The 22,015-nt window shown below is 39.9% G+C and carries 18 protein-coding genes; 5 read left to right on the forward strand and 13 right to left on the reverse strand.

Annotated elements, in window-relative coordinates; genetic code table 11:
* Positions 1-111 precede the first annotated feature (111 nt).
* From D0T56_RS03935 to pta, 5 genes are all read right to left on the reverse strand, one after another.
* Positions 112-1,143 carry an inorganic phosphate transporter gene (locus tag D0T56_RS03935; protein WP_163318833.1) on the reverse strand — a complete coding sequence of 344 codons (1,032 nt, stop codon included), beginning with the start codon at positions 1,141-1,143 and terminating at the stop codon, positions 112-114.
* An 11-nt stretch (positions 1,144-1,154) separates the two neighbouring features.
* Positions 1,155-1,805: a DUF47 domain-containing protein gene (locus tag D0T56_RS03940; protein ID WP_163318834.1), complete on the reverse strand. Its 651-nt coding sequence runs from the start codon at positions 1,803-1,805 to the stop codon at positions 1,155-1,157.
* Positions 1,806-2,215: 410 nt separating this feature from the next.
* The gene (locus tag D0T56_RS03945; RefSeq protein ID WP_163318835.1) at positions 2,216-3,418 is read right to left on the reverse strand and encodes an acetate kinase; all 1,203 of its coding nucleotides are present in this window, start codon (positions 3,416-3,418) and stop codon (positions 2,216-2,218) included.
* 4 nt (positions 3,419-3,422) lie between these two features.
* Positions 3,423-4,388 (reverse strand): 3-hydroxyacyl-CoA dehydrogenase family protein, encoded by a 966-nt coding sequence (locus D0T56_RS03950; RefSeq protein WP_163318836.1) that lies wholly within the window; start codon positions 4,386-4,388, stop codon positions 3,423-3,425.
* A 12-nt stretch (positions 4,389-4,400) separates the two neighbouring features.
* A complete protein-coding gene (pta, locus tag D0T56_RS03955) occupies positions 4,401-5,411 on the reverse strand; it encodes a phosphate acetyltransferase (RefSeq protein ID WP_163318837.1) in 1,011 nt (336 codons plus the stop codon).
* A gap of 377 nt (positions 5,412-5,788) precedes the next feature.
* On the opposite strand from pta, the gene D0T56_RS03960 reads away from it, so the two are divergent.
* Positions 5,789-7,408 carry a sulfatase-like hydrolase/transferase gene (locus D0T56_RS03960; protein WP_163318838.1) on the forward strand — a complete coding sequence of 540 codons (1,620 nt, stop codon included), beginning with the start codon at positions 5,789-5,791 and terminating at the stop codon, positions 7,406-7,408.
* A 111-nt stretch (positions 7,409-7,519) separates the two neighbouring features.
* Here D0T56_RS03960 and D0T56_RS03965 read toward each other — a convergent pair whose 3' ends face one another.
* The 6 genes from D0T56_RS03965 to D0T56_RS03990 all read right to left on the reverse strand — a co-directional run bounded on the left by D0T56_RS03965 (position 7,520) and on the right by D0T56_RS03990 (position 14,171).
* Positions 7,520-8,158 carry a hypothetical protein gene (locus tag D0T56_RS03965; protein ID WP_163318839.1) on the reverse strand — a complete coding sequence of 213 codons (639 nt, stop codon included), beginning with the start codon at positions 8,156-8,158 and terminating at the stop codon, positions 7,520-7,522.
* A 269-nt stretch (positions 8,159-8,427) separates the two neighbouring features.
* Complete coding sequence (gene trxB, locus D0T56_RS03970; protein WP_163318840.1) at positions 8,428-9,375, reverse strand: thioredoxin-disulfide reductase; 948 nt, start codon at positions 9,373-9,375, stop codon at positions 8,428-8,430.
* Positions 9,376-9,614: 239 nt separating this feature from the next.
* Complete coding sequence (locus D0T56_RS03975; RefSeq protein WP_163318841.1) at positions 9,615-10,247, reverse strand: LolA-like putative outer membrane lipoprotein chaperone; 633 nt, start codon at positions 10,245-10,247, stop codon at positions 9,615-9,617.
* A gap of 283 nt (positions 10,248-10,530) precedes the next feature.
* Positions 10,531-10,842: a GIY-YIG nuclease family protein gene (locus D0T56_RS03980; RefSeq protein ID WP_163318842.1), complete on the reverse strand. Its 312-nt coding sequence runs from the start codon at positions 10,840-10,842 to the stop codon at positions 10,531-10,533.
* A 176-nt stretch (positions 10,843-11,018) separates the two neighbouring features.
* The gene (locus tag D0T56_RS03985; RefSeq protein ID WP_163318843.1) at positions 11,019-13,625 is read right to left on the reverse strand and encodes a DNA translocase FtsK; all 2,607 of its coding nucleotides are present in this window, start codon (positions 13,623-13,625) and stop codon (positions 11,019-11,021) included.
* Positions 13,626-13,904: 279 nt separating this feature from the next.
* Complete coding sequence (locus tag D0T56_RS03990) at positions 13,905-14,171, reverse strand: hypothetical protein (protein ID WP_163318844.1); 267 nt, start codon at positions 14,169-14,171, stop codon at positions 13,905-13,907.
* A 213-nt stretch (positions 14,172-14,384) separates the two neighbouring features.
* Here D0T56_RS03990 and abc-f point away from each other — a divergent pair, with 213 nt between their 5' ends.
* Positions 14,385-15,974 carry a ribosomal protection-like ABC-F family protein gene (gene abc-f / locus D0T56_RS03995; protein WP_163318845.1) on the forward strand — a complete coding sequence of 530 codons (1,590 nt, stop codon included), beginning with the start codon at positions 14,385-14,387 and terminating at the stop codon, positions 15,972-15,974.
* 124 nt (positions 15,975-16,098) lie between these two features.
* Positions 16,099-16,599, forward strand: coding sequence for a lipocalin family protein (locus D0T56_RS04000; protein WP_163318846.1), 501 nt, complete (start codon positions 16,099-16,101; stop codon positions 16,597-16,599).
* Positions 16,600-16,858: 259 nt separating this feature from the next.
* Here the strand turns inward: D0T56_RS04000 and D0T56_RS04005 are convergent, their stop codons facing one another.
* Together D0T56_RS04005 and D0T56_RS04010 are read right to left on the reverse strand one after the other, a co-directional pair.
* Positions 16,859-17,080, reverse strand: a complete 222-nt coding sequence (locus tag D0T56_RS04005; protein ID WP_163318847.1) for a hypothetical protein — start codon at positions 17,078-17,080, stop codon at positions 16,859-16,861.
* A gap of 173 nt (positions 17,081-17,253) precedes the next feature.
* On the reverse strand, positions 17,254-19,227 hold the full coding sequence (locus tag D0T56_RS04010; RefSeq protein WP_163318848.1) for a KUP/HAK/KT family potassium transporter: 1,974 nt from the start codon (positions 19,225-19,227) through the stop codon (positions 17,254-17,256).
* Positions 19,228-19,835: 608 nt separating this feature from the next.
* On the opposite strand from D0T56_RS04010, the gene D0T56_RS04015 reads away from it, so the two are divergent.
* Positions 19,836-21,335: a helicase HerA-like domain-containing protein gene (locus tag D0T56_RS04015; RefSeq protein ID WP_163318849.1), complete on the forward strand. Its 1,500-nt coding sequence runs from the start codon at positions 19,836-19,838 to the stop codon at positions 21,333-21,335.
* A 110-nt stretch (positions 21,336-21,445) separates the two neighbouring features.
* Positions 21,446-22,015: a 5'-methylthioadenosine/S-adenosylhomocysteine nucleosidase gene (locus tag D0T56_RS04020; protein WP_163318850.1), complete on the forward strand. Its 570-nt coding sequence runs from the start codon at positions 21,446-21,448 to the stop codon at positions 22,013-22,015.

The following is a 22,015-nucleotide window of genomic DNA, read 5'->3' on the forward strand; positions in this document are numbered from 1 at the left end:
TCGTATTAAAAAATAAATATTATTATTTGCAGGCTGTATGAAGCCAATAAAAAAGCAAGCCTTTTTGAAATGACTTGCTTTTTTTAAGGTTATAATTAAATCTTTATTTTCTTACATTACAAAGCTCAACAGCCAAAATACGAAGGCTGCCAAAAATGCACTGATAGGTATTGTTATTACCCAGGCTACTAATAAATTTTTAGTAACACCCCAACGTACTGCTGCTAATCTTTTTACTGAACCAACGCCGATAATACTACCCGTGATAACGTGAGTTGTACTGACCGGCACATGCAGCTTTTCTGTGATAAACAGTGTTATAGATCCTGCAACCTGAGAGCAAAAACCTTCGAGTGGGGTGATCTTTGTAATCCGGTTTCCCATCGTTTTCATTATTTTGAATCCTCCGGCCATAGTTCCTAGTGCTATTGCCGTGAAACATACCACAGGAACCCAGATGTGCATATCGGTATTTATATCTGTGGTTTGCATAAAATGAGGAAGATCCGGTATGGTTTTCGTTGCTGCAATCAGAGTAACACCTATGATACCCATAACTTTCTGAGAATCATTCAATCCATGTCCAATGCTCAACATGGCAGAGGATATCAGTTGCAATCGTTTGAACCAATAGTCAGCCTTGCCCGGTTTCACATTTTTAGCCAAGTGTAATGTTATCAGGGTTATAATATTACCACCGATGATACCAATTAGTGGAGCTACAAAAATAAACAATACTATAATTCCTACTGTGTCTAAATGAACTGCACCAAATCCTGCGCTGGCAATACCTGCTCCTGCAAAGCCTCCTATCAATGTGTGCGAAGAAGAGGAAGGGATACCAAACCACCATGTGATGAGATTCCATGTTATGGCTGCCACAAGTCCCGCTATTACTACATGGAATGTAATGAAATCCGGTTCCACAGTTTTGGCCACAGTATCTGCAATACCAAAACCGCCTAACATATATTTTGCGATAAATAGTGCTACAAAATTGAAGAATGCAGCCCAAAGGACGGCCTGGCGGGGAGTGAGTACTTTTGAGGATACAACTGTCGCTACTGAGTTTGCGGCGTCGTGAAATCCATTTATAAAGTCGAAGATAATAGCTAAAACAATAATTACAATTAACGCTGTCATTTTGTAGGCTCTTATGCGTATTTAACTATTATGGTTTTGATGATTTTGCCAACTGTTTCCGCTGCATCCGTGGCTCGTTCCAATTCGTGGAGGATGTCTTTCAGCTTTATAACTTCGATGGCATCTGTTTCGTTCTCGAAAAGATTGATGAGGAAATGCTCGTAAACGTCATCTGCCTTGTGCTCAAGTTCGGCTAGTTTGTTGGAGTATTCCGTGATTTTCTGCGGACTCTTTTTCAGTACGTTCAATTCGCCGATAGCTTTATCTAAACATAATGCCGATTCTCTTACCAATTGGGCTAGTTGAGTAGCGCTTTCGGGCATAGCTTTCGGGCTATACAGCATAATTCTCTTAGCACAACTGTTGATATAATCTATTACGTCGTCCATCGTGCTCGACAGGTTGTTTATATCTTCGCGGTCGAATGGAGTGATGAATGTATTGTTAAGCTCGTCGAAAATCTGATTTTGCAGTTTATCAGCCAAACGCTCTTGTTCTTTAATCTTCTTGAAGTATTCTACTGCTTCATTGTGGCTTTTTGCCTGTACACATTCTGTAATAAGGTTTGATGCAGCGATAATGGCATCTGCCATTTGATCTAAGAGGGGGAAAAATTTGTCTTCTTTTGGTTTAAATCTTTCAAAAAAGTTATTCTTTGTCATATATTCAATATAGATATTCGATTCTTTAACAAATCATTAAGAAATTCACCTGTTTTTGTTAAGTCGTGCAAATATAAAATAAAAACCTAATTATTACTTATTTTTTAACATAAACTTATCCACAATGTGTTCTCGTTTTATGTTTTTTGCCATTCTTCATGACTGGTAGATTCCCAAATGAATGAAGGTTGTGCGGGAGTCATATAGCCGGATCGAGAGGGAGATTACTTACTTTTTGCTCCTGCTTGTATATATTTCGTTTTCAGACTGAAAGAAAAAGTCCTTTTTCTGTGATTTGTTGATGCTTTGCCGATTCGGGATGACGGACGGTGCGAAATGAAATTTATCGCCATTCAGCAAGAAAGGCTGCCGACGGGCAGCCTTTGCTCTGTTTTTATTTTGAGGAAAGTTTATTTACCTGAAACAATTTCCATTGTATCGGAGGCGATCATGTATTCTTCATCAGTAGGAATAACCACAACCTTCACTCTCGAATCGGGTGTGCTTATTACTGCTTCATCGCCATGAATAGCCTCATTTTTTTCCAGATCGAGCTTCACGCCCATAAATTCAAGTCCGGCACAAGCTACTCTTCGTGTATTAGAGTCATTTTCTCCTATTCCACCTGTGAATACAAGGACATCCAACCCGTCAAGAGCGGCGGCATACGAGCCGATATATTTTTTTATCCTGTAAGTGAACATGTTGAATGCCAGCTTGGCACGTTCGTCTCCTTCGCTCATCGCAGCTCTTAGCTCCCTCATGTCGGAAGAAACACCCGAAACACCCAGAAGTCCGCTGAACTTGTTCACAACCGTAGATATTGTTTGTGGCCCGATGTTTTCTTTTTCCATTATGAACGACAATACTCCGGCATCCACATCGCCCGAACGGGTACCCATCAACAGTCCTTCGACGGGAGTCATACCCATCGACGTATCTACTGATTTGCCGTTGGCAACAGCAGCCAAAGAACCTCCATTGCCAATGTGGGCAGAGATTATTTTTTGGTCTTCGTAGGGTAGTCCTAAAAATTCGCACGCGCGTTTTGTTACGTAACGATGGCTTGTTCCATGAAATCCATAGCGACGGATGGCGTATTTTTCATACAAAGAATATGGGGTGCCATACATGTATGCCTTTGCGGGCATTGTTTGATGAAAAGCCGTATCAAATACCGCTACCTGTGGAATGTCGCCCATCAGTTCTTTTACGGCGTTTATACCTGCAATATTGGGCGGATTATGAAGCGGCGCAATGTCGATGCAGTCAACTACTTTATCCATCACATCGTCCGTAATCAGAACACTTTGGTTGAACTTTTCCCCGCCATGCACAACACGGTGACCAACTGCATCAATTTCGCTCAAGGATTTCAAACAACCGTATTTTTCGCTTGTCAAAACTCCCAGTATATATTCAATTCCGGCCTTGTGTTCAAGTATTTCTCCTTCAAAAATTACCTTGTCTCCGTTAGCCAGAGGGATTTTAAGGAACGAACCTTTCAGTCCTATTTTTTCTATTCCCCCTTGTGCCAGAACCTCTTTGCTCTCCATGTCGAAGAGTTTGTATTTTATTGACGAACTTCCACAGTTCAATACTAATATTTTCATGTAGTTAAATTAAATTGTTAGCTTCAAGTTTGTTTCCGGCTTCATCATAAACATAGAATCCTCTTCCTGTCGACAGTCCATATTGTTTCGATCTGTACAACCTCCACAAAATAGGAGAACTCTTGTATTTGCGATCGCCATATTCATTGAACATATCTTCCATCAGCATCACCATTTTTTCGATACCGATGATGTCCGTCAGTTCGAATATGCCATGGCGCATACCATATATCACACGGAATTCTTCGTCTATATTTTCCATAGACGTAAGGTTTTCCATCAGCATCTGGCATGCTTCGTTCAGCATGATAGCCATTAATCTTAAGCTAACCAAACCACTGCTTTCCTGTACTTCGATAGGCGTGAATTTGATCAGTTTAGAGAAAAGCAAAACACGCTGAAGAACTTCCGGAGAAGTGAATGTTCCTTTTACTATCTCCAACAAACGGGCATCCGAGTGTGCTATCGGGAAATGAAGGCTGACGCATCTTTCTTTATGAACCAAATCGGCTGCTAGTTCACTGATAATAACCGTTGTTGCATTGGTGGCAATAATAGCGTCGGGAGCAAGGATGGATTCTAAATTTTTGAATACATCTTTGCGCAGTTCTGTGCTGCGTTCTCCATTTGTTTCGTAGCGGATACACTCAATTACGAAGTCGCAATCTTTCAGGTCGTTGTAGTCTAACGAACCCACAATGCGATTCATTGTGCTGCGTTTCTCGGATTGGGTGAGTCCCCAGTTTTCTATTTTAGTGTCCAAACTGCGTTCTATTTCGCTCAAAGCCTCTTGTATTTTTTCTTCCGATATTTCGATGAAGACAACTTCAAGTCCGGCCAATGCAGTATGGTTTACAATGTTGCGACCGTCTCTTCCACAGCCAACAACTCCTATTTTCGAGAACAGGGATCTTTTCTTTTCGCCCTTGCTCAATCCAAAATTTTCTATCGATTCTTTTATTTCAGCCATATCTGTTTTTGTTTATTTTTTCTTTGCCGCTATTGCCTGATTTGCCGTGATAGCCACCATCTTGTAAACGTCATCTATCGAACAACCTCTCGAAAGGTCGTTCACCGGAGCTGCCATTCCTTGAAGAATTGGACCTACTGCGTCTGCATCTCCCAGGCGTTGAACCAGTTTGTAAGCTATATTACCTACTTCCAGATTGGGGAATACGAGTACGTTTGCTTTCCCTGCGACTTCGCTTCCCGGAGCTTTGCTCGAGCCAACAGAAGGCACCAGAGCCGCATCCGCTTGCAATTCTCCATCAATGCTCATAGTCGGGTCAAGTTCTTTAGCCAGCTTGGTTGCTTCTATCACTTTGTCGGCCATAGGGTGTTTTGCACTGCCTTTTGTAGAGAAACTCAACATTGCAATGCGAGGTTCTTCTTGTGCAAATGTGCGTGCCGATTGACCTGTGCAAACCGCAATCTGTGCTAGTTCTGCTGCCGACGGATCGGGTGTGACAGCACAATCAGCAAAAAATAGCAACCCGTCTTTTCCGTATTCTTGTTTTTTGGTGAACATAAGGAATACTCCCGAAACGACGTTTATCCCCGGTGATGTTTTAATGAGTTGCAATGCAGGACGCAACACGTTTCCTGTCGAGTTTTTTGCACCGGCTACTTCTCCGTCCGCATCTCCTGCCTTGATCATTAAACATGCCAGATATAGGGGATCTTCTACAAGAACGGAAGCCTGTTCTGTTGTCATGCCTTTCGATTTGCGCAATTCAACTAACAAGTCAATGTACGCATCTTTTTTCGCATGGTTTTTAGGGTCAATAATAATTGCCTTGTCAATGCTTTGTAAGTCTAAAGACTTCGCAAGATCTTTTATTTCGGTAGGGTTGCCTATCAAAATAATTTCTGCGACACCATCGGCCAACAATCTGTCTGCCGCGGTGATAGTTCTTATTTCTGTGCCTTCAGGCAATACGATGCGTTGCTTATCGGCTTGTGCCCTGGCAACCATTTCCTTGATCAAATCCATAATTAAAATAAGTAGTTAATAGAATTTAATGATATATTTCTATGTTATAATTTGCTAAGCTTGTTTTACTTACCAAAGCAATAAAGAGGTCTGCGACCTTAATGTCTTATGTTTTAAATAACAAAAGAGTAATGTTTACAAAACAACCCTTTTCTAATTTTTCATAGATAGCACAAATATACGCAAAATGCAATCTTGAGTTTGCAAAGTTAAGAAAAAAAGAATACTTTTTTACATAAATTTACAACACTTAGAAATATATTTGAAACTAAGTTGTTTATCTTATACTTAGTTCAACCAGGTGGTAATTGAAAATAGTTCTTTTAAGTTATTCATATTTTAGTAATTTTGTCTTTGTCGAATAAAAAAGGAAAAATATGATGAAAGAAAAGGCTTTGGATTTCCTAACTAAATACAAATATACTATCCTGTTGCTGATCTATTTTTGTATTATTGCCGTTTTGGCTGGGGAAAAACGGATATGTCAGACCACAATTGTAGCCGGAATAAGTAGTTTGTCTCTTTTCTTCATTGTTAATATTTTAGCGAAAACGCGCTATTCGCTACCTTTTACTATCATATTCATCCTTATTATTAGTCTTGATGCTTTTTTTGCATTCAATTATCAAACCTACATTACATTATTCTTGTTGAGCTCTATGTTGGAAACCGATATTGTTGAAGCAAAAGAAACACTAGGGTTGTTCGTAATTAGTGTTGTTGTGATTTTGATGGTTACTTCTTTTCTTGTATTCAAATCGCAACAGGAATTAAGAAACAGAGCCCTTTCTCGCAGAAAGTCAGCCTTAATCTTATCTATATACATTATCATTATCATACCTTTCGTTGGATTTGTGAAGCTAAAGTCGGACGACAAAACCGATGGGTTGTTTAAGTTGAATGTAGTGCTAACCATAGAAAAATCGCTAAAAAATATTACTCCTGTTTTTTATGGAGATTTTCTCACATTTGGAGCTTATCAACATGAAATGTGGAAACTAAAAGATTATGTACATACTAATCGTACCTTGCCTGAAGGTATTTCATTTGAACAGACAAAGAAGCAACCCCAGAAAATATATCTTATAGTTGGTGAAACTGCTCGCAGAGATCATTACTCACTCTACGGATATCCTGTCAAAACCACCCCATTTCTGGATAGCTTATATCATACAAAGACTGTCGATTTCAACTTTTATCAAGGCGTAGCACCAGCTCCACTCACTCGGGAAGCTGTAAAATTGGTTCTTAGTTTTGCCTCACCTACAAATGTGCAAACCTTTTTCGATTATAAAAATGTAGTGGAGATTGCTAAAGACGCAGGGTATGAAACAAACTGGATATCAAATCAAGACAAAGTTGGTATTGGAGACGGATATGTCGGTTCTATCGGGGCAAATGCAGATAAAAGAAGTTTCAGGGATATGATGGTAGAAGGTCAACTTGAAGACCTTAACTTGATAAAAATCTTGAAGAAATGGCATAAGCCAAATGAAAAGCAATTTTTTGTAATTCATCTTGTTGGCAGCCATCATGATTATAATACAAGATATGATGAAATAGACAAGAATAGTATACCGGGAGATGATATAGTTGCAGACTACGATCGTTCTATTCATCATACCGACCGGGTTTTCAGAGAAATATATGGTGTGATGAAAGACGATCTTTCTTCTTCTGTAATATATTATATCTCAGATCATGGCGAAGTTATAGGGAAAGGCCATGCTTTTGGTTGGCAACAAGATTATAGGGTACCTGTTTTTGCTATTTCGAATAATACGGATGTTGTAAACACCGATTCTATTATTGGAAAATATGTAGACCAAGAATCACAACTTATAAACACATCTTCTTCAATTTACATACTGTCCGAAATTTTAGGATATAAAATCCCTCAAAGTGCTGTAGATAAAAGTATTGTGGATGGAAGATATGTATTGGACAAAGATTTTAAACCTGAGATGTTTGTAAATATTAAGGCTGCAGAAGAGTGATTGATAACCAGATGTTTAAGGTTGTTGCTACGGTGAGTGATATTGACTGAAAAGCTGAAACGAAAAAACCTGCCCTAAAAGAGCAGGTTTGGATATTGCGAGAATGTTATTTTATTCCATTTCCATGTTGCCATCTTTGTCAACAGTGTATGTTAACATGTAATAATCGGTATATGTGGTTCTGCCTACTTTTCTTGTAGCCTTACCGTTTTCAGTAACATTGATGCCGATTTCGTAAACTGTATTGCCTTCTTTGTCTAAAAGAACTTTGATGGAACGTGTGCTTTTGAATGAATATCCGGTGGGGAGCATTGTTTTAGCTTTGTCTATGAGTGCTAATACAGCATCCGATTTTACACTGGCAGCATCTACCCCTTTTGTAATGGCTTTGTCATCTTTCAGCAAGCCTTTGTCTTTCATTTTTTTCTTAGCGGCAGCTACAGCTTTGTTTTCATTCTCTGGTTTTTCCAACACTTCGTTTACGTCGTCGGATACTGTTTGGATATATGGCTTTCCTTCTTTGTCAATCAGGTCGATAACGATTGAGCCGGCTTTGTTCGACAGCTTGTCTGTTTCTTCCATTTCAGCCGATACGATAAGGTATTTTTCAGTATCAACTTTTGTAGTTACGGCTTCTACAAATTTGTCAACACCTTCTTTTTCATCCATTTTTGCAGGATTGAATATTGAACAAGACGTGGATAGAATGAATGCCGAAGCAGACAATAATAAGATTTTTTCTAGTTTCATAAAAAATTGATTTTGTGTAAATTATAATTTGGTTTATCTAATCATTTTATCATGTTTTGTAAAGTCGCCAGCTTGTTTTTTTTTTGTGTAATTTAACTTAAAGAGAACAAAGTTACATAATTTTCATTAAGGTAACATAATTTGATATATTAAAAAAATATGCTTGATCTTTACAGGTGAGTTTAAGGCAAATGTTCAAGTAAAACAAAAGCCAACCCTTATGTTATTGAGAGTTGGCTTTAGAATTAATCTTATGTTGTTCTTTTAGGCTATAAAGAACATTCGGTTTCGTTCAAATATCTTTCTACGTCAATAGCAGCTTTACATCCGCTGGCTGCTGCAGTTATTCCCTGACGGTAGACGGGGTCGGCTACATCACCGGCGGCAAATACACCGGGTATGTTTGTCTTGGTCGACATAGCCTGTGTCTTGATATATCCTGTTTCGTCCATATCTATTTGTCCTTCAAATATCTTAGTGTTTGGAGTATGCCCTATTGCCAGGAAGAAACCGTCAATAGCCAGATCAAATTTTTCTTCGTTAGCTTGCCCTGCATGTTTTACGATATTCGCGCCTTCAACGCCATTCTCACCAAACAAACCAACAGCATTGCATTCAAACAGAACTTCTATCTTTTCGTGAGCAAAGACACGGTTTTGCATTACTTTAGATGCACGGAGGAAAGGTTTTCTTACAATGAGGTAGACTTTGCTTGCCAGTCCGGCCAGATAGATCGCCTCTTCGCACGCAGTGTCACCACCACCAACAACAGCTACTACTTTCTTGCGATAGAAAAATCCGTCGCATGTGGCACAGGCCGAGACTCCCATTCCTGCATATTTCGTTTCGTCAGGAAGTCCAAGATATTTGGCTGTTGCCCCTGTCGAAATGATAACTGTATCTGCTTCTATTTCCTTTTCACCGTCAATGATCACTTTTTTAGGCGAAACCGAAAAGTCTACGGAGGTTGCAATGCCGTTTCTGATCTCTGCCCCGAATCTGACAGCCTGTTTTTTCAGGTCTTCCATCAGTTCCGTGCCTGTAACGCCTTCGGGATATCCGGGAAAATTTTCTACATCCGTAGTAGTTGTTAGTTGTCCTCCCGGTTGGATTCCTTCGTAAAGAACGGGTGCGAGATTTGCCCGTGATGCATATATCGCAGCAGTAAAACCTGCCGGACCCGACCCGATGATCAGGCAACGTACTTTTTCACTCATAATCTTATATTGTTTTTAGTTTGATTACATTAATCGTTTTTCAGGCAAATTCCACGGGTGGAGTAGAACCCCACCCCTACAATAATATTTGTTTGATTGTAGGGATAGACCTCTGGTCTACCCGAAAGAATGGACGTAAAATATTACGCTCGTTATAAATGCAAAATTATAGACAATGCGTATGAAAACAAAATCTTAACGATTCAAATTTTCTATGCCATATATAGTATAACTATATGTTAACGTAGGTCTATGATATCCACACCCGGATACTCTTTGCTGTTGAACGAGAACGTCGAATCGGTAAGAGTCACGCCGGTTTGGTATTTTGTAATGGTGAGTGTCGCTTTAGTTCCGTCGGTGTTGATTATCGTGATGGATTTTATTTGCGAATTTTGCTTGTCAATATTTATAATAAATTTGCTTACCTCTCCTTTTTTCTGTGGAACCATTTCGACGTTATATGCAAGTCTTCCCTGATCTTTTACTTCACCTTTGTAGATGAGGTTGAAGCCCGACTTATACATGCCAAGCAATGCCGTAGGGCTGATAGATGCAAGTTCTTCACCTGTCGGGTTTGTGACATTCACCTCGTCGCCTCTTTTTGCGTATACCCATTGAGTTTTTCCGTCGAACCATGTGATGGCATCGGTAAGCTCAAATTTAAACTTATTCCCTTTTATCCAAGCTGTTCCGTTTTGATTGAAGGTTTCTTTTGTTCTCGTATTTTCTTGTTTGACCGTAAACTTCGCATTGACTCCCCCCGCTTTGTTGAAAGCATCGGAAGCATTATCGAGTATTGTTCTCGCATTTTGAGCCACTGCTATCTGAGCGAAAAGAACAGAAAGAACAATCAAAATTTTTGTTTTCATAATTGTAGTTTTTTGTTTCTATTTTTTGTCATTGAGTCGCCGTCGCTCCTCGAACGTTGTTTCTAAATATAGTGAAGAAGTTGTTTGTAAGTAAGAAACCGTCTAGACTTTTTCGTTTTGTTCAATTTTGTCATCCTGAGAGTATCGAAGGATCTGTTTTTTTAGATGTTTCACTACGTTCAACATGACAAAAACTCAAAAATTAAGTATAATTTAAAAAGTCTAGATGACTTCTAAATATCAGATGCTTCGTTTCACTCAGCATGACAATAAAAATTTATCTTTATGATATTTCATCGTTTAAAAATTTCCATTCTGGATTAAATTCGGAAATTAATGTCTCTTTTTTTGCTCTAGTCCAACCTTTAATTTGTTTTTCTCTCATAATAGCATCTTCTATATTTTCAAACCTTTCCCAATAGATAAGGTAAAATGTTTTATACTTGCTAGAGAAAGACATATTTTGATACTGATCTTTTTCTTGATGCTCATATAATCTCCTTTCTAGATCATTGGTTACACCTACATATAAAACATTTCTGTTGCGATTAGTAAGGATGTAAACAAAGTAATTGTGCAATCCTAAAGGTTTCATCCTTGTATTTAAATAATTTTTGTCATTGAGTCGCCGTCGCTCCTCGAACGTTGTTTCTGAACATAGTGAAGAATCTGTTTGTAAGTAACCAGATCCTTCGTTTCACTCAGGATGACAAAATAAATTAATGTTCTATTAAAGTTAAGACATTAAAAAACGAAAAAAGTTTAATAAAACTATAAACCTTTCATCGAGTTTAGTTTTTGTTCCAAGCTATATTCATCGCCGATATAGACTTCCCTTGGCTTGCTGCCTTGCGTAGGACCCACTACTCCCGCTGCTTCCAATTGATCCATCAGGCGACCGGCACGGTTATATCCGATCGAAAATTTACGCTGAATGAGCGACGTTGAACCTTGCTGATGAATAACGATCAGGCGTGCAGCTTCGTCAAACAAAGGGTCTTTGTCGTTCAGATCTACACTTCCGGCTTTGTCGTCACCTGCATCGGTCACAAATTCGGGCAGTTCGAAAGCATGAGAGTAACCTTGTTGGCTGCCGATGTATTGGGCGATGCCTTCCACTTCCGGCGTATCGACAAATGCACACTGAACACGCACCAAGTCGCTGCCTTGCGAGAATAACATGTCTCCACGACCTATAAGCTGATTTGCTCCTGCCATATCCAGAATAGTACGTGAATCTATCTGAGATGTAACACGGAAAGCCATACGGGCGGGGAAGTTGGCCTTGATGGTTCCTGTGATGATATTTGTTGTCGGACGCTGTGTTGCAATAATCATGTGTATACCTACTGCTCGTGCCTTCTGGGCGATACGGGCAATAGGCAGTTCTATCTCTTTGCCTGCCGTCATTATCAAGTCTCCAAACTCGTCTATCACGACAACTATGTATGGCAGATACCTGTGACCTTTTACCGGACTTAACCTGCGCTTTATAAACTTTTCGTTATATTCTTTTATCGTGCGCACACTTGCACCCATTAGCAGCTCGTAGCGGTCGTCCATTTCCTTGGTTAAGGAATTGAGCGTCTGAGTAACTTTTGTTACATCCGTGATAATCGCTTTTTCCGCATCGGGTAGTTTTGCCAGATAATGTTTTTCGATGGTAGAATAAATATTAAACTCTACCATTTTAGGATCGACAAGCACCATCTTCATTTCGGCAGGATGCTTTTTATACAGAAGCGATGTTATGATGGCATTCAGTCCCACCGATTTACCCTGACCTGTTGCCCCTGCTACCAGAAGGTGAGGCATCTTGCAAAGGTCGAACATGAAAATCTCGTTCGTAATCGTTTTTCCTAAAGCGACAGGCAGATCCAGAGTAGACTCCTGAAAACGTTTCGAGGCAATTACCGATTGCATTGATACAATCTGAGGGTCTTTATTTGGCACTTCAATACCAATTGTTCCTTTACCCGGCATCGGCGCAATGATACGGATACCCAATGCCGCAAGGCTCAGGGCGATATCATCTTCAAGATTTCTGATCTTGGAAATACGTACTCCGGCCTGAGGTACAATTTCATACAATGTGATTGTAGGACCTACTGTTGCTTTTATGGAAGTGATTTCTATGCCATAATCTTTCAGCGTTTTGATGATCTTCTCTTTATTGGCTCGTTGTTCTTCCATGTCTACACCATGTCCTGAGGTATCGTATACTTTCAACAAGTCGAGTGACGGAGATTTGTAAGAAGATAAATCTTTTGTCGGGTCGTAATCTTCCATCTCTACCTCTTCTTCCCAACTTTCGGGATCGGTTTGTTGCGGCTCAGGTTCTCTGTCTACCGTTGGTTGCGGAGGTGTAGTCGTCGTTGGTTGTGGTGCTATGTATGTCTCTTCTATTTGAGGTACAACAACCTCAAAATCGTCTTCTATGCTCAATGCCGGTTTGGCCGGCGCAGGTTTTGTTCTGCTTGGAGGGGGTGTTGAGGGGATGTCTATCGAAAAATCAACCACCGGAGATGGCTCTTCTGTTGCGTTGTTGAAAGGAATAACGTCATCTTCTTCCTCGTCTTCCTCTTTGCCATGCTTGATTAATGCAAAAATGCGTTGGAAGAATGATGGCTTATCTTCTTCTTCGTTCTCCTCATTTTCTTCTATCGTCTCAGGCTCATTGTCATTTTTCTTTGTTGCCAGTTGTAATGGTTTCTGGAAAATATTGCGGAAAAATTCGACAGATGCTTTTTTCGTTATGAGAATGAAAATAACAAACAGAAGGATGACGATTAGTATCATTCCCGGTTTTCCGAAAGCGCTTTCCATAGAGTTCACTATGGTTGAACCATGACTGCCTCCCCACCTGATGAAAGAGGTGTTGTCTTCCGGATTAGGATATATGGCACTTTGCAAGAATGAAAAAGTGATGGAACCCCATATCAATACAAAAGAAAAGATGAGGAATGTTCTGATAAGCGAACATTTCCACACACGCATAAGCCTCAAACCGATCAGGGCTATATACACAGGAATGAGCAGGGAGAATATCCCCATAAATTTATTGATAAGTTGTTCGGAAACAAAAGCTCCTGTTGTGCCTGTCCAGTTTTTTATTCCGAGTTTGTTGCCGATAAGCTCGGTGAAAGACTTGTTTATTATTTTGCTCTGATCTTCTGCTCCTGTGAAGAAGAAAGAAATCATTCCGATGAGGATATAGATGGCAACGAAAAGAATACAAATACCTATCACAAAACTGCCAATATCACTTTTCAGAAAATTAACAATGCTCCTGAAAAATGATTTTTTTCCTTTCTTGGTATTGGTCTTTGTGCTTCGGGTGTTGGGTTTCTTTCTCGTTGCTGGTTTCTTTTTCGCCATTTATGTAGTGTGAATATTATACGTCAATAAGCAACAAAGGTACAAAATCTTTTATCTTTTCTTTTATTCGCAAGCGGTGAATTATAAAATATTGTATATCTTTGCAGCTTAAACGAATAAACTACTCCGATGAAAATATCTAAGTAAAAAATGATGGTTAAGACACCATCTTGTAGCTGAGAAAAATCTCAGGCATTTGGTTCAATAAATTATCAACATCCGGTGGCAGGCGCCCTATTCTACGGTCTGTTGCTGTTAACTTAGAAATCATGTAATTAATTATTTCTTCCTCGAAAACATTTTCAGATATGTTTTTATTGTACTAAGCAGCTTTAATAGGCTGTTTAGATAGGCTTCATTTGCAGAATTGTCATCCTGAACGTTAGTGAAGGATCCTTGTTCTTCGGGATTTGTAACCCTGAAGCTGTTATTTCCCGGATTTAAAATCCGGATAGCAGGCAAGCATGGGATTGCAAATCCCATGCGACGGCAGGTGTGTTTGTAGGGGCAGGCCTCTGGTCTGCCCGAAAGATTTGTCTTTGACACACTTTCTTGTCATCCTGAACAGAGTGAAGGATCTGGATAAATAGTAGACAAGTAGACAAGTAGACAAGTAGACAAGTAGACAAGTAGACAAGTAGACAAGTGGACGAGTGAAAAGACTAGTGTCTTGTACCTTGTTTACTAGATATAGACGTCCTGTTGTCAGTATGACAAAACAACTACTGATTCGCATTTTTAATCCATTATTATTTTATCATGAGTATTACTATCAACAATATATCATACATTCATTCAGATAAAGAAACATTGTTTCAAAATATAAGTTTTTCTGTCCCGACAGCGCAAAAAGTTTCATTGATCGGGAAAAACGGTTCGGGCAAGTCAACTCTGTTGAAGATTATAGCAGGGAAGTTATCTCCGTCGTCGGGCGAAATAATTTCGTCTGATAAACCATATTATATTCCCCAGCATTTTGGGCAATATGACAATTTAACCATATCTCAGGCATTGGGAATTGAAGATAAGCTTAACGCATTGCATGCAATTCTGGGTGGTGATGCAAGCCAGCTGAACTTCGATTTGCTCAACGATGATTGGGATATTGAGGAAAGAGCTTTGGCGGCTCTTGCATCGTGGGGATTGCAACATCTTGGCTTGTCCGATCAGATGGAGTTTCTGAGTGGTGGCGAAAAAACAAAGGTTTTTCTGTCAGGAATAAATATTCATTCACCCTCAGTTGTGCTTCTGGATGAACCTACCAATCATTTGGATGCAGACGCCAGGCATCAATTATACGAACTTATTGAATCGGGACGATCTACAATTATAGTTGTTAGCCATGACAGAACATTGCTCAACCTGATCAGCCTGACTTATGAGTTGCATAAGGGTGGGGTGGAGATGTATGGCGGAAATTATGAGTTTTATAAAATCCAGAAAGAAGAGCAATTGCAGGCTTTGCAGGCTCAGTTGGAAGACAAAGAAAAGGCGTTGCGACAGGCAAAAAAAGTTGCACGAGAGGCTGCCGAGCGAAAACAACGGATGGATGCCCGTGGGCAGAAGAAGCAAATAAAGGAAGGTACTCCCCGCATTATGATGAATACGATAAAGAACCGTGCCGAAGCGAGCGCATCGAAGTTGAAAGATGTGCATGCCGATAAAATGGGAGGAATATCGGACGATTTGAGGCAAATACGCCAGAAGTTGCCTGAAGGCAAAGAAATGAAGCTGAATTTTGAAGATGCTAACCTACATTCGGGTAAAATATTGGTGACGGCAAAAGATATTAATTTTGGTTATTCCTCTGAAATGTTGTGGGATAGTCCTCTCAGTTTTCAAATAAAAAGTGGCGACCGAATTGCGATTAAGGGCGGAAACGGAAAGGGTAAAACTACATTACTTAACATTATACAGGGAAAACTTGAACCCAAACAGGGTGATATAGTTCGTGCCGATTTTAGTAGTTTGTATGTTGATCAGGAATATTCAATCATTGACAACAGTCTTACGGTTTTGGAGCAGATCCAGCATTTTAATTCGATGAATTTGTTGGAACACGAGATAAAAACCATACTTCATCGCTATCTGTTCCCATTTGATACGTGGAATAAAACTTGTGACAAACTGAGTGGCGGTGAAAAAATGCGACTGGTTTTCTGCTGCCTGATGGTAAGCAACAACACTCCTGATGTGTTTGTGTTGGACGAACCGACTAATAATCTTGATATTCAGAGTTTGGAGATTGTTACGAATGCCATCCGTGATTATAAAGGAACGTTGATTGTTATTTCTCACGATCAGTATTTTATTCAGGAAGTTGGAGTAAATCAGGAAATAGGAGTTTAATGGGGTTTTTTGTCGATAGAACTGTGGCTTTTGTCGATTCCGATTGTTGAGAAGTGATTTTTAGAGGAGTTTTGTAGCGAAATATTAGTAAAAAATGGTTTAAACAAACAACAAAAATTACATTATGAAAAAAATCTTTTATTTATTCTTTGCTCTTCCTCTTCTTTTTATTTCGTGCGACTCGGACGACGATGAAACTTACGAAAACATCGGGACTGTTGAGGGTGTTTGGGGTATATCTTCCGTTTCGGTAAATATAGAAACTGGTAATACGCTGATTGATGCTACATTGAGTGCAGTCCTTTCTACATTTCAGGGATATGCCGCCGCAGCCGAACCGGATGGTTATGATTTTGATTCGGATGGTACTTTTACCTACTATTTCATCGAAGATAGTGCAATCTCTTCTCAGGGAGAGGGAACGTATAGCCTGACTACCGATTCTTTGTATCTAACATATAATGATACACAAACGACAGAAACTTATAAAGTTGTTACAGCAAGTTCGTCAACTTTGCAGATAAGGAAAAGTTACTTGTCGGATCTGGCCAGTTGGGGTGCGGCACTTGTGGGCATTAATATTGATAGTGCAACAGCAACAATGACTTACGCGAAAAGTAATTGATAAAAGTATTTTCTTTACGAAATATTTGCAAGAAAATAAATTTGCGTATTCAGACTCGGCTATTGGTCTTATTCGCTACCTGCCACACAGGGCATCCTTAGCATTGGTAAAACCGGAGATAATTCTTTTTCGGCTCGTACCTCCCTCATTTTCTGGAAGATTTAAATGGCTGCTGACTGATGTGTGTGAAAATCAACTAAGCCGTAAAGGTATACATTTGGTGAAGAAAGCCTGAGAATTGTGAGTTCTCAGGCTTTCTCTATTTTTTGTCGAATCTGTCTTTATGAGGTGAATAACGTTTGAAAAATACATAATAGAACAAGTAGAGTAGTAAGAAGACCGCCGATACGATAAGTATCGTAACGCTTGATTTCCATACAATTGTCCACGAAATGGGTTGAACGCCCCATAGTGCGAGCACCGTCAGAGTTGCTCCTGTCAGGACAATAACCGTAGAAATGATACCTAGAAAAAATCTCATAATTGCCTCTGTTTTAGATGTGAAAATATTTTAAGGTCGAAGACCTTTCTATCGTTTTGGTTGCCGAAGTAACTTCGGTGAGTGATAATTTGAAACAACGTTTACAAGAATAAAGCGTATGATTAGTTTCAACCGAAACCTTAAAAGTAATAAAATACAAGAGAAAAATGACCTTATTCCGCATCTTTTTCCGATTCGGAAATATCTATTAACTTTCTCAGATCGTGAGAACCCGATTTCATCGACACCAGAGGGACGGTTTCAACCATTGCAAATGATGGATCTATGTCGTACATCTGTGTGTCGGACGTGCTAAGTTTTTTTACCAAATTATAGCACGCAAGAATAATCCTTTGTTTTATGTTAAGGTCTACATTTCTGAAGATACGGTCAACCACAACAAATTTGAAGTCTCCCCGCATGCCTTTCATTGAAGGATAACGGGATGACAGATCAACCACGCCTCTTCGCTCCAATTCGTTCGTTATCAGGTGAACAAACTGATCTGTATGTACTCCGACCTTAAATCCGACCAGTATATTTATCCTGAAAATCTTTTTAGGCAGAAGGGTTTTCACTGAATATTCGAAATCGTAAGGCGAATCAGTCCTTTTAATGTTGATAAACCAATAGGTGTCGGCTCTTTTTGGTTGTTTGCTGAATAAGGAATAGGTGATCTTGTTTTCGAGCGAATATGTCTTGTTGGCACGTGTAATGAACACCAGATTGGTGGCTGTTTTGGCTATCTCGGTGTCCTCGCTCACCCTGTTTATCTTGTCTATATAAGCATCATCCACAGTGTCGTATGCTGTATAATGGCTCTTTATCCGCCTGCCGTTGTACCACGAATACATCATGAAGAATATGACTCCGGCAATTAGGATGGATGCAAAACCTCCGTGTGCAAATTTTTGCATATTGGCAAGGAAGAAACTAACCTCAATGATCGTAAAAAATATTGTCAGGCCTATTCTACCCCATCGTGGTATGCCCATCTTTTCCATGTAAAGGAACAGGAGGATAGTGGTCATCAACATACTTAAGGTGATGGAAAGCCCGTATGCCGCTTCAAGGTTGGTCGACGATTGGAATGTGAGCACAATAATGATGCACGAAATCATCAGAAACCAGTTTACCGAGGGGATAAACATCTGCCCTTTTATTCGTGTCGGATATTTGATTTTTACGTTTGGCCAGAGATTGAGGGAAATGGCTTCGCTGATTATTGTATACGACCCGCTAATCAAAGCTTGTGATGCTATAATTGCGGCTAATGTGGCTAATATAACTCCGGCAAAATTGAACCACGAAGGCATCATTGCAAAAAATGGATTAACACCGACATTGATAAGTGAAGGATTGTCAATAATCCAGGCAGCTTGCCCTAAATAATTCAGAATAAGCATACTTTTAACAAAAGTCCAAGATACTCTGATGTTTTTCAATCCTGTATGCCCCAGATCGGAATAAAGAGCTTCCGCCCCTGTTGTACACAGAAATACAGCACCAAGTATGATCATCGTGTGCGGTGCTTCGATCAGGAAATGAATAGCGTAATATGGGTTAATGGCTTTCAAAACGGAAAAGTCATGCACAAACTGATTCAGCCCTAAAACGCCCAATGTGATGAACCATACAAGCATAATAGTGCCATAGAACCGTCCTAAAGAACTAGTACCTAGTGGTTGAACAAGAAATATGCCTATTATAATTGCTATGGATATGGGAATTACAGGTATGCTTGGCACTAAGGTGTTAAGTCCTTCCATTGCAGTCATTACGGTGATTGCGGGGGTAATAACTCCATCGGCAAGCAGTGTGGCTGCTCCTACTGCTGCAATTACGTATGCCCAGCGATGTTTTTTTCTGATAAGAGCATAGAGAGACAAAATGCCGCCTTCGCCCTTGTTGTCGGCACGCAGGGTTATCACCACATACTTGAGGGTGGTTTGTATGGTCAAAGTCCAGAAAACACAGGAAACAGCACCCAATATATAGTCAGGTCGTGCCATGTCGCTTTGCGGTAACGCCCCGATGATGGCTTTCATTACATATAGAGGAGATGTTCCGATATCGCCGAAAACGACTCCGATTGCTAAAACGATTCCGAAAACGCCAAAAGGGACTTTATGCTTTGTACTTCCCATAGTTGTTGATAACGATTTTTTGCATACATAAAGAAAACATAACCATATCTCTTATCTGAACACCGATTTCGAATAAAGGTTCAATAGATGTTGTGTCGAATAAAGAACTGTTTGATCTGTTTTCATTAGTTCAGCTTGTATGCTTTAGCCTAATTATTAATGAGAATCAGTAGTTGTTTTGTCATGCTGACGACAGGAAGCATCTGTAGAACACATAACAGTTATCTTGTTCTTCGGGGTTTGTAACCCCGAAGTTATTATTTCCCGGATTTTAAATCCGGATAGCAGACAAGCATGGGATTGTAAATCCCATGCGACGGCAGGTGTTCTAAAAGTAAATTTTGGTATCTTTCTGTCATTGCCTCGCCTTCGCTTCGGCGAACGTTGTTTCTGAACGAAGTGAAGGATCTGGATTGAAACACACAGATTTTTCACTTCGTTCAAAATGACAAAACGGATATAAGTATTATAACAAATGAATTAACATCAAAGTCTTAAATGCACTACGGGTTAAAGATATTTTAGTTACTTGTCCGATCTCAATTTTGTCCGTAATTTTTGAATAACTATATTTGTGAAATCATCATCTAAACAAATGTCAGGGAAATATGTTTGACAACGAAAACAGGCTTTTTATAGCAATCAATCAAGATAGTGAAATCTGTCTGAACCCTAAAATGGCTAACCGCCATGGACTTATAACCGGAGCTACGGGAACCGGAAAAACTGTAACTTTACAAAATTTAGCCGAAACGTTCAGTTCGATGGGTGTGCCCGTCTTTGCAGCCGACATAAAAGGAGACTTGTCGGGCGTGGCAAACAAGGGAGGCAACAAGGAAAGTGTTACCAAGCGTGTCGATTCTTACGGGTTGACGGAAAAAGGTTTTGTTTTTCAGGGTTTTCCTGTTCAGTTGTGGGATGTGTTTAAGGAACAAGGTGTACCCATCAGGGCAACTATCGCCGATATGGGACCTTTGCTGTTGAGCCGTCTGCTTTCGTTGAACGATACACAAAGTGCCGTATTGACCATTATTTTCAAAATATCGAAAGATGAAAATCTGGAATTGATAGACTTGAAAGATTTGCAGAAAATATTGGAATATGTAGGAAATAACACCAACAGTTTCACTACCAATTACGGAAATATATCCGCTGCCAGCATTGGTGCAATTCAACGGGGATTGTTGCAATTGGAGCATGATGGAGCAGATTTGTTTTTCGGAGAACCTTCCCTCAATTTGGACGACCTGATTCAAACCAGCGGAAACAAAGGAGTGATTAACATTATCGCTGCCGATAAGTTGATGAACTCGCCTAAGATATACTCGACATTCCTGCTTTGGCTGATGACAAAACTTTTCGAAACTCTGCCCGAAATAGGAGATCCCGATAAGCCGAAGTTGGTTTTCTTTTTCGATGAGGCTCACCTCTTGTTTAGCGATGCTCCAAAGGCTTTGGTCGACAAAATTGAACAAGTGGTCAGGCTGATCCGCTCGAAGGGTGTCGGTATCTATTTCATATCGCAAAGTCCGTCTGATATTCCTGATAATGTATTGGCTCAGCTGGGTAACCGTATCCAGCATGCGTTGAGGGCATACACTCCGAAAGATCAGAAAGCATTGAAAGCGGCAGCTCAAAGTTTCAGGGCAAACCCTAAATTCGACACGGAAACAGCTATCTCGGAACTGGGAACAGGTGAGGCTTTAATCTCGTTTCTGGATGAGAAAGGCGCACCTCAACCTGTTGAAAGAGCTTATGTCCTTCCTCCTGAGGGGCAAATTGGACCGATAACACCCGAAGAAAGAAAGTCATTGGTCGATGGTTCTGTCTTGAACAGATTTTATGCGCAAGATGTGGATAGGGAATCGGCATACGAGAAATTGACAGAAAAATTGAACTCGATACAGGCTGAAAAAGATGCCGCAGAGCAGGCAAAAGCTGACGAGAAAGCTAAAAAAGAAGAGGAAAAGGCTCGTCAGGCACAGGAAAAGGCCGATCAGCAGTCGAAAAAACAACGAAACAGAATGTTAACAACATTGGCTACAACTATCTTGGTTCCTGTGGCAAAGCAATTGATAAGCTCGTTTTTCGGAAAGAAAAAGAAATAATGCGCTTGTCATCCTGAACATAGTGAAGTATCTGGTTTCAGAAGCTTCGTTTCACTCGGCATGACAATCAAAATATAAAATATTTAGATGACTTTGAAAGTATAATCTATATGTTTAAAAAATTATTAAAGGAAAATCCCGTGTTTGTCTTTGCTTTAGAAAGTGAGGCATCAGATAAGTTTAGTGACGTAAATCCTCTCTTTATAGGAGTTGGGAAAGTGAATGCTGCTTATCATCTCACCCGAAAGATAAAAGAAAACAAACCGAGTATAATTGTAAATCTGGGGTCGGCGGGAAGCAATCACTTCGATAGAGGGTCGGTTGTTTGTTGTACGAAATTTGTGCAGAGAGACATGGATGCCACCATGATTGGTGCTAAGATGTACGAAACACCTTTTTCGGGAGTTGGTCCGGTTTTGGAATATGGATTGAAGGTTGACGGTTTGGATGAAGGTATTTGCGGAACAGGAGACAGCTTTGAAGTGAATCATAACACAATGGTGTATAATGTTATTGACATGGAAGCCTATCCGCTTGCTTATATCGCTCAACAAGAACAAATTCCGTTTCTTTGCCTGAAATATATATCCGACGGAGCAGACGATAGTGCTGCCGAAGATTGGGAAACAACAGTGAAGCACGCCGCCGAAGCATTAAGGAAGACATTAGATAACTTTTAA

The organism is Dysgonomonas sp. 520, assembly GCF_010501095.1.
In the GTDB taxonomy this organism is placed as follows: domain Bacteria; phylum Bacteroidota; class Bacteroidia; order Bacteroidales; family Dysgonomonadaceae; genus QVMP01.